Origin of the sequence: Alloprevotella sp. oral taxon 473 str. F0040 (assembly GCF_000318095.2) — a bacterium.
GTDB lineage: Bacteria > Bacteroidota > Bacteroidia > Bacteroidales > Bacteroidaceae > Alloprevotella.
Genome location: NZ_KB290714.1, coordinates 47741 through 60800 on the forward strand (window position 1 = coordinate 47741; position 13060 = coordinate 60800).

9 protein-coding genes and 1 tRNA gene are annotated in these 13060 nt (G+C 47.5%); 2 read left to right on the forward strand and 8 right to left on the reverse strand.

The genetic code is table 11. From position 1 onward, the window contains the following. Window positions 1–63: 63 nt before the first annotated feature. From HMPREF9999_RS02860 to HMPREF9999_RS02875, 4 genes are all read right to left on the reverse strand, one after another. The gene (locus tag HMPREF9999_RS02860) at window positions 64–672 is read right to left on the reverse strand and encodes a Crp/Fnr family transcriptional regulator (RefSeq protein ID WP_009436819.1); all 609 of its coding nucleotides are present in this window, start codon (window positions 670–672) and stop codon (window positions 64–66) included. A 27-nt stretch (window positions 673–699) separates the two neighbouring features. Further along, a complete protein-coding gene (locus HMPREF9999_RS02865) occupies window positions 700–1455 on the reverse strand; it encodes a YaaA family protein (RefSeq protein WP_009436820.1) in 756 nt (251 codons plus the stop codon). 12 nt (window positions 1456–1467) lie between these two features. After that, window positions 1468–1947 (reverse strand): S-ribosylhomocysteine lyase, encoded by a 480-nt coding sequence (locus HMPREF9999_RS02870; RefSeq protein WP_009436821.1) that lies wholly within the window; start codon window positions 1945–1947, stop codon window positions 1468–1470. Between the two features lie 167 nt (window positions 1948–2114). Further along, window positions 2115–2816, reverse strand: a complete 702-nt coding sequence (locus HMPREF9999_RS02875; protein WP_044063066.1) for a 5'-methylthioadenosine/adenosylhomocysteine nucleosidase — start codon at window positions 2814–2816, stop codon at window positions 2115–2117. A gap of 181 nt (window positions 2817–2997) precedes the next feature. Here HMPREF9999_RS02875 and HMPREF9999_RS02880 point away from each other — a divergent pair, with 181 nt between their 5' ends. Continuing rightward, window positions 2998–5703 (forward strand): YfhO family protein, encoded by a 2706-nt coding sequence (locus HMPREF9999_RS02880; protein ID WP_009436823.1) that lies wholly within the window; start codon window positions 2998–3000, stop codon window positions 5701–5703. 114 nt (window positions 5704–5817) lie between these two features. Then, window positions 5818–6786 (forward strand): leucine-rich repeat domain-containing protein, encoded by a 969-nt coding sequence (locus tag HMPREF9999_RS02885; RefSeq protein WP_044063007.1) that lies wholly within the window; start codon window positions 5818–5820, stop codon window positions 6784–6786. Window positions 6787–8018: 1232 nt separating this feature from the next. On the opposite strand, the gene HMPREF9999_RS02890 is transcribed toward HMPREF9999_RS02885, so the two are convergent. From HMPREF9999_RS02890 to HMPREF9999_RS02905, 4 genes are all read right to left on the reverse strand, one after another. Next, window positions 8019–9677, reverse strand: coding sequence for a nucleoside kinase (locus tag HMPREF9999_RS02890; RefSeq protein ID WP_009436827.1), 1659 nt, complete (start codon window positions 9675–9677; stop codon window positions 8019–8021). Between the two features lie 233 nt (window positions 9678–9910). Then, the gene (locus HMPREF9999_RS02895; RefSeq protein WP_009436828.1) at window positions 9911–11317 is read right to left on the reverse strand and encodes a C1 family peptidase; all 1407 of its coding nucleotides are present in this window, start codon (window positions 11315–11317) and stop codon (window positions 9911–9913) included. Between the two features lie 180 nt (window positions 11318–11497). Beyond that, window positions 11498–12547, reverse strand: coding sequence for an NAD-dependent epimerase/dehydratase family protein (locus tag HMPREF9999_RS02900; RefSeq protein ID WP_044063008.1), 1050 nt, complete (start codon window positions 12545–12547; stop codon window positions 11498–11500). A 258-nt stretch (window positions 12548–12805) separates the two neighbouring features. Next, a tRNA-Pro gene (locus HMPREF9999_RS02905) sits at window positions 12806–12879 on the reverse strand. Between the last annotated feature and the right edge of the window lie 181 nt (window positions 12880–13060).

The following is a 13060-nucleotide window of genomic DNA, read 5'->3' on the forward strand; positions in this document are numbered from 1 at the left end:
AATCATCATAGGTCATATTTTACCGAAAAGAGAAGGAGTGATGGACTATAAACCTCAAATTGGTTACGTCAAAATCCACCCTTCCCCTGTCTTTACTACTACTCCATCAGTTTGCAAATCCCCCAAAACGCGAGAAAGCGAAGGTCGCAGCACTCCCAAGGCTTGGGCTGCAGCTTGCACACTCTCCAGAGGTTGATGTTCGCGCAGGTAGTCTAGCACACGGGAACGCAGATTTTGCAAAGCAAAAGCACGGAGTTTCTTACTCAAGAACTGCGTACGGTCAGAGATATCGCTGATGAATCGACGCATCACCTTAGGTTGTGCAATCATAAAGTCAAAAAAAGCCTCCTTGTTCACAATACAAATTTGGCATTCAGTAATCGCTTCCACTGAAACAGGAAAAGTGTTTTCTGTGCCAAACACAAAAGCTGAAGCCAAAAGCATAGGAGCTTCCAAGAGATCAAGCGTAAAATCGCGTCCTTCCTGTGCCATCTGCGTACGCACCATCCCATCCGTCAAAAGGAAAATAGAACGAACCGACGTGCCTTGTGCCACAATGCGGTTGCCTGGAGCAAAAGTTTCAAAACGATGCGGCACTTGTGCAAGCCACGTCTCGAGTTGCTCTGGGGTACAATCAGAAAATAGAGGAATCTGCTGAAGTGCACTATACATAGAGGTAAAGAGTTTAAGGAGAGCGTGTTAAAGAATCGCCCAAGCAGGTCGTAATTCAGTGGAATCAGGTAGCAAGGCGAATCCTTCATATTCAAAGGATTGCCAGTCTTCTGTAGCAGTGACTCGGTTCGTGATGAGATGACGTGCCAAAGCGCCACGCATCATTTTGGTATACACCACGATTGTCTTCAGCTTACCATTCGCCATCACTTGGAAAGTAGGCATGATCACCTTCACTTCCTTTGTCACGCGCTTCCAGTCGAAAAGCTGTTTCATCTCGCCACTGCCCAAAAAGAAGAGCACTCCATCGTCTGCTTTCACCGCATCGATGAGCACATCTGTGAGACGCGTGCGCCAAAACTGAAACATGGTCTGTCCGTCATGCTCGGGCAACACCACATTTCCCTCAAGGCGATAGTTTTTGATACCATCGAGCGGACGTAGCAGTCCATAAAGAAAAGACGTCATCCAAAAGTGCTGCTGGGCATAAGCTAGATCTTCGGGCGAGAATTCTGCAGCTCGCAGGTGACGATACGCCATTCCTGTGTAAGACAGCACAGCTGCCTGGGGAGTGAGTGCAGGAAAGTCCGTGTATCTCTGCTTATTGAGAGCTGCAAGCTGCGGATTGATTTTGAGCAACTGCGACAATTCTTCCGTAGACAGTTCGCTCATCTGTTCTGCACAGTGTTCGGCCTCAGCCAAAAACAGAGGAGTCGTGAGCGAAGGCAAAGATACTGAAGGGCTATCCGTCATATCTTTCGCAGGCGAAAGTAAGATTTGCATAATCTCTAAAGTTTAGTCAGGATATACCAAACGCTCGGGAGTCATCTTTGTAAGCACCTCATCGAGATACTTACGAGCTTCCCAACGCGCCATGTTGAGATCCATGAGCTGATAGTTGCCGCAGTCGCGAGGTGTGGCACCAGGCACTTCGCCCTCAAAGTTAGCAATGAATTCGTAGGTTTCTACCAATAGTGGCAAAACCTGTTCAGAGGTAAGATCCCCACGAAGGATGAGATAATTACCAGTCAAACAACCCATTGGTCCCCAATAAATCACACGCTCTGCCCATGTGGGGTGGTTGCGCAAGAAAGTGGCTGCCAAATGCTCCATGGTGTGGATGGCATTGACGTGCAGTGCGGGTTCACGATTGGGAGCTTTCATGCGTACATCAAAAGTGGTCACAATTTCTCCGCCCACTGCATCTTGGCGACTCACATACACTCCGCGATGGAGCGTGAGATGATTCACCGTAAAAGAAGGTATCTTTTTCATTGTCAAAATAGTTTGAGAATAGACGTTAGAAGTTAGACGTTAGAAATTAGAGGGTAGAAATTAGAAGTCCTTGAGATTTTCTAGTTCTTCTAGAGTATCTAGTTCTTCTCGTTTGCTAGAATATCTAGTCCAATAGCGTTAGCCCTCTAACGTCTAACATCTAATGTCTAACCTCTAATTCCTAAAATAAAATGTTTTGTGATGTCGAAAGAGCGATGCGCCATTTCCGACCAGAAGTTCTCATATTGTGCCCAGTGTTCGTCCACACCAGGAGTGTCGCTGATGATGCGGAAGCTCACAAATGGCACCTTTTCGAGGTGGCACACTTGAGCGATGGCCGCACTCTCCATGTCAACTGCCAGACCATCGGGGAATTGCGCTTTTATGCCTGCCAAAATCGCATGATCGGTGATAAATTTATCGCCTGTGCAAATCAATCCTGTGTGGATTTTCGTCTGTATCGAAGCATCTGCCGCCATCTCACGTGCCACCTCCAAGAGAGGCTCAGCACCGGCAAAGCGTGCAGGCAGCCCTTGCACCTGACCATAGAGGTTGCCTTCGCCACACCACACATCGTGATAGGTGGTTTCTGCTCCCACGACGACATCCATCACACCCAATTTCGCATCGATGCCACCAGCACATCCCGAATTGATGATGGCTTCTGGAGCAAAACGTGCGATAAGTTGAGTAGCTCCTACGGCAGCATTGACTTTACCAATACCACACTGCATGAGCACAATCTCGTGATGCGCTAATTTACCCGTGGTATAGGTGCGGCCATCCACCAAAATATCTTCGCGCTGCTCTAGCAAAGCCGCTATTTGCGCGTGTTCTTCAGACATGGCCGTGATAATTCCTAATTTCATGAAGTTCTTGTCGTTTATTTCTCTTGCAAAGATAGTGTGTTTTGTCCACTTTTCCGTAACTTTGCGCATATAAGTATAGATAGGTTCATCTTTTCCTTCCTTCTCAACTGTCCCACAACTGGTCTTTAGGAAGATGATGCTCTCACAATCCTATTGATAATACCCATTTTCAAAGAACTATATGAAACAATTCTTCTTGCGCTATCGCTTAGATTTGCTCTTCGTTTTGGGCTTCATGCTCTTGAGTTGGGCATATTTCTTCACCCCGCTCAAAGAACACCTCGTACTGGGTGGACACGACACTGTGGCTGGTATGTGGCAAAGCCGCGAACAAGCCCCTCTGCTTGATGCCACAGGCGAAAAAAGCTGGTGGAGCAACGGCATCTTCTCTGGAATGCCCAACTATCAGATTTCTCCTTCCTATGGTTCTTCGACTCTGTTGGGATGGGTGGGTCGTCTCATCACGCTCCTCTCCACAGGGCCACTGAGTTTTGTGTTTCTCTATCTCTTTGGGTTCTACATCTTGATGCGCTCGTTGAAACAGCGTCCATTAGTTTCCGCCTTCGGTGCTGTAGCTTGGGCATTTTCGAGCTATTTCTTCATCATCATTGCCGCTGGTCACTTATGGAAAGTCGCTACCCTTGGCTTCATCCCTCCCACCATCGCCGGTTTGGTGCTCGCCTATCGCGGCAAATATCTTTGGGGAGCTTTAGTCACTGCCCTATTCACAGGGTTACAGCTCTATAGCAACCACCCACAGATGACCTACTATTTCCTCTTTGTGATGCTCTTCTTGGTCATCGCTTATGGTGTAGAAGCTGCACGCCAAGGCACCTGGGCGCAATGGCTCAAAGCTTCGGGAGCAGTCATTGTGGGGGGACTCATGGGATTGATGATGAATCTGCCCAATATGTACCACACTTGGCAATATGCTAAAGAATCGATGCGCGGCAAGAGCGAACTCACCTTCAACCCCGCCAAGATGTCAAAGCAGTCTTCCGCTGCTGCACAAGGCGCAGCAAGTGGTGCCGACAGTGCTGAGGGCACTGACCGCGCCACCAATGGACTCGACCGCGACTACATCACGCAGTGGAGCTATGGCATCGATGAAACTCTCACCCTCATGATTGCCAACTTCAAAGGCGGCGGTTCGGCTAGTATCCAACAACTGGACAATGCCGATCAGCTCAATGGCTACGAAGAAACCCTACAACATGCAGGTCAATTGCAACAAGCCATGGGCGAAAATGCAGGTTCATTACCAGGCATCAATCAATATTGGGGCAACCAGCCCTTCACCGTTGGTCCTGTGTATGTCGGTGCCATCATCTGCTTCTTGTTCCTCCTCAGCCTTGGTTTTGTGCGCGGCCCTATGAAATGGGGGCTCCTCGCTGCGACCTTCCTTTCACTCCTCTTCGCTTGGGGCAAAAACCTAATGCCAGTGACAGATTTCTTCATCGATCACTTGCCGATGTATGCTAAGTTCCGTACGGTATCTTCCGCTTTAGTAATAGCAGAATTCACCATTCCTTTGCTCGCCATTTTAGCCTTAGCAGAAGTGATTCGTCGCCCTGATGAACTCTTCAAGACGCGTCGCGGACAATACTCTTTCCTCTTTGCTAGCCTCTTCTCTGCTGGTTTGTGTCTACTCTTGGCAGTAGCTCCTAGTATGAGCAATCTCTTGGCAGAAAGCGACAAAGAAATTTTCACCCAACTGCAATCTATGGGTGTTCCTGCCGATTTCGTTTCTGGTTATCGCGCTGCAGTGACCACACTCCACGGCTCCGTTCTTTCGGCCGATGCATGGCGCTCATTCTTCCTCATCGCCATTGCAATGACCTTAGTGGCCATCTATGCCCGCTATCCTCAAAAGCTCCCTGCTCCCCTCATGGTAGGTGCACTCCTCGTGCTCACACTCGGTGATATGTGGACGGTCAATAAGCGTTATCTCAACACCGACAGTTTCTCCGAACCTCAAGCCATGGAGGAAGGACTGAAGAAGACGCCTGCCGACGAAACGATTCTCCAAGACAAATCTTTGGATTATCGCGTGCTCAATCTCGGCAATGGTGGTAGTCCTTTCAACGAAACTAGCAACCAAACAGCTTATTGGCATAAATCTGTCGGAGGTTATCACGCTGCTAAGCTCCATCGCTATCAAGATATCATCGATGCCTATCTCAACGCGGAATGCGTGGCACTCAACAAAGCCATTCAACAGCGTTACAGTGCCCTCTTAGCCGACAGTAATCATTTGGCGGCACGTGGCATCACCTCGCAGGCTGATCTCGTAAAAGCTGTGAGTCAAGAACTGCGCACCGACTCTGTGTCGCCTGTGCTCAACATGCTCAACACGAAGTGGGTGATTCTGGCTGGTGGACAGTTTGCCGTGGAAAATCTTAGCACCAATGGCAACGCATGGTTTGTAGACCGCCTAGACTTCGTGCCCAATGCCGATGCAGAACTCAAGGCTCTCGCTAAGACCGACTTGAAACACGCTGCTGTGGCGGACGAACGTTTCAAAACTGACCTCGCTACCTCCACTTTGGGCAACGGAACAGTGAAGCTCACGCACTATCAACCCAACGAACTCCGCTATGCTGTGCAGAGTGAAAAAGGAGGTGTAGTTGCTCTTTCCGAAATCTATTATCCTGGTTGGACAGCTACGCTCGATGGTCAGGAAATCCCCGTGGCACGTGTGAACTATGTACTGCGTGCGGTGAAAGTGCCTGCAGGCCAACACACGCTCGTGCTCACTTTCCGTCCAGTTTCAGTGAAAACCACGGAGATTATCGCTTATCTCACACTCGCTCTCTTAGCCCTCGGCTTCGCCTTTGCACTGTGGCAGAGCTTCCGTTCGCAAAAGGGTAATCCTACCCAGGCCTAATCCATTCTCTCTATCACACTAATATCAATGCCCACCCTAAATGCTTCTCACATTTCAAAAGGGGGAGCTAAAGAATAGAATCAGGCATGGATATTCCCCCTAACAAGACTTCTTATGCGCACTTTTTTTATTTCTCGCTTCCTATGGATGCTAATAGGAGTTTCGCTGCTCACACTTGGTGCTTGTCGCAAAGACAAACCCATTAATGAGTTTCCCGACCCTGGTAGCATTCTGTCTCCAGATATTATCATCGAAAACGGAGTCCTCAAGAAGTGGCCCAACTATGATGTTCCTGTTTCAGGCTCTATCACCATTCCTGACTATGTGACCTCTATAGCGGATGGTGTTTTCAGCAATTACAAAGATTTGAAGCACGTCAAGTTTCCTGCTGGTCTCAAATCTATCGGTGCGCGTGCCTTCCAAGGATGCAGTGCGCTCAACAATGTTGTGCTTCCCGAACAATTACAAAGCATCGAGGAAAAAGCCTTTATGAACTGTACTCGAATGACCAATATCAGTTTTGGCACAAAAATAACCTCTATGGCAGCTAGTGTTTTTGAAAACTGCACTGCATTACAGCAAATCACACTTTCTTCCTCTATAAAAACAATGGGAGAACGTACGTTTTGGGGGTGCAAGGCTCTCTCTAAAGTGACACTTCCAGCACAAATGACAACACTGCCCAAGAGTACGTTTTCGTATTGCTCCCAACTGGCAGATGTAACACTTCCTCCTCATCTACAAACCATAGAAGGTGCAGCTTTCTGGCAATGCAGTAACCTGAAACAAATAGAACTCCCAACCACTTTGCAAAGCATTGGTTCTGCCTCTTTTGATGGTTGTAGTTCACTCATGTCTATTACTTTTCCTGCAAGTCTTCAACAACTAGGAGAGAGCATTTTTCATGGTTGCGATCACTTAGACAATCTCACTTGCCTAGCTCCTAATCCCCCTACGTTCACACAGAATGCTACAGATCCCTTGAGTTATTATCGGCAGCTTACGGTCCCTTCAGGCAGCAAGGGGCGTTATGAAGTGGCGCAAGGATGGAAACGATGCAAACCTATTGTAGAAATACAATAGATATGCATTGATTGTAATGCAACCTACCAGTCGCTTCTTACTACTCTTATCAATCTTTCTAAGAACTCTATCTGAAGAGTATAGCTAAAAGCCTCTTACATGTTACAGGTATTCATTCGTAATTATCGATGAATACCTGCTTTTTTGACAACATCGCGACACAGATCTGGTTGAGCTCAAGAGAAGAAAAAACTACAAGTTAAAAAGAATAAATCAAGATTTCTCGCGCACGCGTACGCGCGCGCACCCTGCAATTTACACTTTTTGCTTTCACAACCTTCACCATTTTCCGCTTAACATTATCTATTACAGCAATATACAGCATATTTATAACATCTTTTTTGAGAATTACTCAGAAACCGTGGAAAGGGAAGCAAAAATATAGATTATTCAATCAGAAAAATAGAATTATCGTACACTAAACTTGGAGCAAATTCTAGAATTCTCTGAGCGCAGTATAAAAAAGTCGAAGATTTCTCATAAAATCTCCGACTTTTTCTTCGTATAACTCCTTGATTCTTATATAGAAATAGAATAGAGAAACAAACATCCTGTGAAGGTTGTGAAAGCAAAAAGTGCAAATTTCCTGACATGCGCGCGCGTACGCGAGGGTTATCACAATTTTCTACTGACCCTCTTCTGGCAAATAGAAAATCAGCAAGCCACTATAAACACAATGCCTCGAATCACAAAGCCTCGTGAGAGGAGAATATAAGATATAAAGAGTTCTGGTTTCTAAGAAAGGTTATCACTGCTAGAAAATGACAACTGGAAATGGCAAAAAAAGGATTCTTCAAAAATTATCTTCACTTTTTCGTCGTTTTTTCACTCTTTGCCTCTATTTCAACCCCTATTATATGTAGGGGGATCGTTGAAAGAACAAGAAGGAAAAGAGGAAAAGAGCTTCACACCAAATAATAGAAAAAACTTCGAGGATTGTTGCGATTAAATCTTTGAAGTATGCTAAATATAACTCGTTGAAGTAGCCAATATGGCACAAAAAAATGGGATACCACTGTACCCCAACCTTGTTAACCTTAAATCTAATACTATGAAAAACACATTGCAAAGATACCATTTTCTTCGCAACTCTGCAAGAGTTTTACCTAATTATTTTATGAAACAATCCGTTTTTCGTTCATTATTGGGTATTATAGCTTCAAATAAAAGAAAAATCGCACAATTAAATTGAGCGATTTTTCTGATTCCAACTGGATTTTCTGCAGAATGTTTCAATAGTTGAAAGTGCTGCTACCCATAAATTCTCGCAGGAGAGAGGTCGGAGGCACAGCATCGAGAGGCATGGGAGTGAAATAGGAGATAAACTTGCGAAGGCGATAGGCTTCGGAGTATTCTTCAGCACTTTCAGGCACCATCTCAAGGAGGGGTAGGGCTTGCGCACGGAGAGCAGCAAGTTCGTAGATGAGGGCGGTGTTGAACATGGTGTCTGCTTGTTCTTGGAAGGGGAAAATCCATTTCTCTTCGCCAGCCGTGACGGATGCGCAACGACGGATGACCTCTTGAGGATGATAGCCACGATATTTATAGTCGCGACAGATGCGGCGCAGCAATCGGCTATCGCTGGTAGGAATATAGTTGTGGTCGTCGAGCATGATAGTGGTCAGCGCAGAAGCATAGATTTTATACTTGGCTTCGGCAGGAATTTTCTCACTCATGCGAGGGTTGAGGGCGTGGTTGCCTTCGAGGATGAGAATGGTCTCGGGCTCTAGGCGCAGGAATTTTCCACTAGGACGACTCTTGCCAGAGGGGAAGTCGAAGAGGGGCAATTCCACTTCTAAACCGGCAAGCAGTTGCGACATCTGATTGTTGAAGAGTGGCAAGTCTACTGCTTCGATGGTCTCAAAGTCGTAATCGCCATTTTCATCGAGGGGAGTTGCTTCGCGATCCACAAAGTAGTTGTCGAGCGAGATGCTCACAGGACGTTTGCCACAGGCACGAAGCTGCACCGACAACCGTTTGCTGAAGGTAGTCTTTCCTGAAGAAGAAGGACCTGCAATGAGCACCACTTTAATGTGGTCATGAGCCGCGATATGATCGGCTATCTTTGCGATTTGCTTCTCTTGCAAGGCTTCGGCCACATTGACTAAATCGTTGGTGGCTCCCGCACGAATGGCCTTGTTGAGCTCCCCCACTGTAGTGCATCCGAGGATTTCTTGCCGACTGTGCTGCTCTTGAAAGACATCGAACATCTTGCTTTGTTCGGTCATGGGGCGCAGTTGGCTGGGCTGTTTGGGATCAGGCACGCGGATGAGGAGTCCTTCGCCATAGGTGACGAGGTCAAACAGAGTGAGTTGTCCTGTGCGGAGGAGAAGTGCGCTGTAGAAATAGTCGACGGTATCGTCGAGTATGTAGTAATGAGTGTAGAGATCACCGATGCTCTCGAGCAACTGCACCTTGCGTGTGAGCCCTTGACTGCGAAAGACTTCTATTGCCTCCGTGGTGTGTGCTGTGACGCGACGGAAGGGGATATCCGCTTCTACAATTTCTGCCATGCGCTGACGCAGTTGCACTGCAATCTCAGGCGTTACACCACCTTCTACTTCAAGATGGCAATAGTAACCTCCTGCCACAGGAGTGCCGATGCGGAGGTTAGAGCCGGGGAAGAGGTCGCGAGTGGCTTTGTAAAGCACAAAAAAGAGGCTGCGCGTGTAAGTGCGCAAACCTGAGAGAGAGGTAAGTGTGAGAAATTCGAGGTCGCGCGAATCGTTGATGGTGTAGTGCAAGCCTTCCACACGATTATTGACCTTGCAGCTTGTAACACAGCAAGGGTGCTCGAGTCCCAAACTAGCATATACTTCTTCCAAGGTAGCACCTTTAGGCACTTCGTGATACTGCCCTGTATTTTTACAGAAGATTTTAATGAGTTTCATTAGAAGTTAGGGGTCACAGACCCTTTTTGCTCGGCTTCGGCTTTACTTGCCTCGACCATTTAGAGATTAGACGTTAGAGATTAGGGCTTAAGACGTTAGAAAACTATGCGATCTGATGCTTCTAGACGATTATACCCCATGCGGTCTATGGATAGAAATAAACGTTAGAAAGTAGTGTCTGTCGTCTGAAATTTAGGGACAGATGCTACTTCCTAACGTCTATAAAATTAAGATTACTCTTCTCCCTTAAAGAGAGGATCCCATGCGGGAAGGAGTGTGGGCTTTTGCTCGAGGAGCTTGAGGGTGGCCGCTGGCACATACTTCTTTTGCACCACAAGGCGGAAGGTGTATTCGTCGAACCATTTATCGGTCATCACCAAGTGGCCTGCTACACCATTGGTGGGGCCCCAAGAGTTTTCGACCTTCCACTTCAAAGGCTTACCCTCTTTGTCCAAATCTACGGCGCAAAGTGTCATGGCATGGCTAGAGGCAGAAGCAAAAGTCTGGATACGCTCAGCCTTGTTCATGGGGAAGGTGGTGTTGAAGAGGTTCTCGTAGTCAAAGTTGTCCATCGAGAGGAGGCCTGTCTTGCGGTCGTAGAACTTGCCTACATCGCAAGAGTAGTACATGCGCGTGCTGTCCTTAATGCTAGCAATGGCCATTTGTTTGATTTCCTCCATAGGAAGATTGAGGAACGTCCAGTTGTGACCATCGTAGGTGTGGCGGTCAAGATCAATGGTAAAGGTCTTATAATAAGGGCGTGAGGGATCGTTCATGAGCATCACGTAGTCGCTCACCAAGTTGAAGCCCACATAGCGGCGATAGAACTCTTGCGGAGTGTAGGTTTCAGTGCTGAGGGGCTTTCCTTTGGTATCACGCAGAGTGTAGGTGAACTGCATGGGAGGTTCGCCCAAACAAGCCACAAGGATGCGGTAAATAGTAGCCAGTTGTTCAGTCTTGCGTGCTTCAAGTTTCTTGCCACGTTCGCCAGCTGCATAGGCTTTGCGAAGAGCAAGACCATATTCGCGAAGCTTGAGGGCAATCACCTTTGCCATAGCACTGGTGTTGTTGGCATTGTAGCTCTCGGGCATCACTTCAGCAGGCACGACACCATATTTGCTAATGACGTCTTGCACACCGGTGAAGGTACCACCGTCGCTGATGGGATTGCGAAACAACCACTCTACGGTGAGATCACTCATGGGCTTATTGGCCTTGTCAATGACAGACTGAAGGAAGAGATTTGCCTTTTCGAGTTGGTCGTAGAAAGAATTGTAGCTTTGTGAAAACTCGAAACGTCCCAACTTTTGCTCACGAATCATGTGTGAGCGCATCACGTTGAGTCCAGTGAAGAGCCAGCAACGACCGCTGGATTGCTGGTCGGTGATTCCCTTAGAGGGAGCTTCGTTGGAGAAATAGGTATCGTTGGCTTGCGCTACATTGGGACGTACGGAAAGTGCTGCTACACCCGAGGTCATGAGTGCGTTTTGCAGAGCTTTGCTCGTAGCGTTGTTGGGCACGCTCTTGCGGAAGTTGCTGAGCATGTCGGGAGTGATGGCACCGCTTTGTGCAAAGTTGGGGAGCACAGCAGCTGAGAAGCAAAGTGCAAGAGCTGCACGAGTGAGAAAATGATGTAACATATATTTTTTAGATGTTAGAAGATAGACGTTAGAGGGCTTCGCAGTTGGACGTATCTTAGACGCTTTTAGACGTTAGATGTTAGGGCTGTACCTTTTTTGCTCGGCTTGCTAGCTTCGAGCTTTTTAGACGTTAGAATCTGTGACCCTCTAATGTCTAATGTCTAACGTCTAATATCTAATCTATATCCACCCTTCGGCTTTATACCAAGCCACTGCTTCGGGGACTCCACGATATAATGGCCATTGAGGAGAAAAACCTAAATCTTGTTGGGCGGGGGTAATATCGCAGATCCAGTTGCGTTGGCGCAAGAGTTGGAACTTGTCCATGTTGAGCGTTGACATCTTGCCAGTGCATTTGGAAATCCAGGTACTCACTTGGCATACTGCATGGAGAAACCACACTGGAGCTTTGATATGCGCCACCCATTTCACCCCCATCTCTTGTTGCAACAAATCACTAAAGGCGCGACTATCGTAGACTTCTCCATCACTGAGGAAGTAGCTACGACCGCGCTCTCCGCGATGAAGGGCAAGGAAACAGGCATCGACCAAGTCGCGAACATAAATGAAGGTAAGGGCTTGTGGAGTGTACCCCACCGCGAAATCTATGTGCTTCTTGATACTATCGGCCATGAGGAAATAATCTCGCTCACGAGGGCCATAGACTCCTGTGGGACGGAGGGTGACATAGTCCAAACCTTCGAGGGTGGCAAGGGCGCGCTCTGCATCAAGTTTGGAGCGGCCATAGGCGGTGTTGGGCTGGGGAGTATCGGCATCGGTGATAGCACGATAGCGTTCTAGCCCTTGGGCTATACTGCCATCTGGCTGGCGAACTGGATTTTCCGCCACAGCTCCTACGACAGAGAGCGAGGAGACAAAGACAAAACGTCCTTTGAGCAACTGCAACTCGAGTAGCGTACGCGCCAAACGAACTGTTCCTTCGGTGTTGGTGCGACGGAAAGCGGCTTCGTTGGGAGCTTTGGTGGCACCTGCTGCATGAATCACGTAGTCGAAAGCTCCGTGTTCAGCAGCATGAGTGCGGAGTTGCTGCGCAAGCACAGCATCATCGCCCAAATCAAGCTCGATGAAATGGATGCGCGGATCAGTGAGATACTCCTTGCTGCTCGTTTTGCGGAGCACTGCCCATGTGTCGAAACCTAATTCGAGTGCTTTTTCAACGAGGAAAGATCCTACAAAGCCCGAGGCTCCAGTGATAAGAATTTTAGACATTGGCGAGATTGGCTTGTAGCAGATTTTGTGTGTTCGAGAGGCTTTGAGAGTCTCTCTTAGAGATAATTTCGCATTCTGCTCGATACACCTGCGTGCCCTATAGTCAGCACACAGCGGCATCATTGGCAAAGATAATGATTTTCAGCGAAACAAGCAAGGTAGCTTTGCGCTTCTACCAGTTCTTCAACACGATGGTGATGGGCAGAAAAAGAAAAGGCTCACTTTTCGATATGAAAAGTAAGCCTTAGACTTCCTTAGTCGGGGTGACTGGACTCGAACCAGCGACCTCACGCCCCCCAGACGCGTACTCTAACCAACTGAGCTACACCCCGATTCTTTGGAGGAAGCAAGAAGCATTGCTGCATTCTTGCCGTTTGCGTTTGCAAAATTACGACGAAAATTCGGAATCACCAAATTTAACGACACATTTTTATGATATTTCGTCCCCAAAGGCTTATACTCGATGCTAAAAGCCTTCAACATAACCTCTACAAATCTTATGATGCAAGTGAC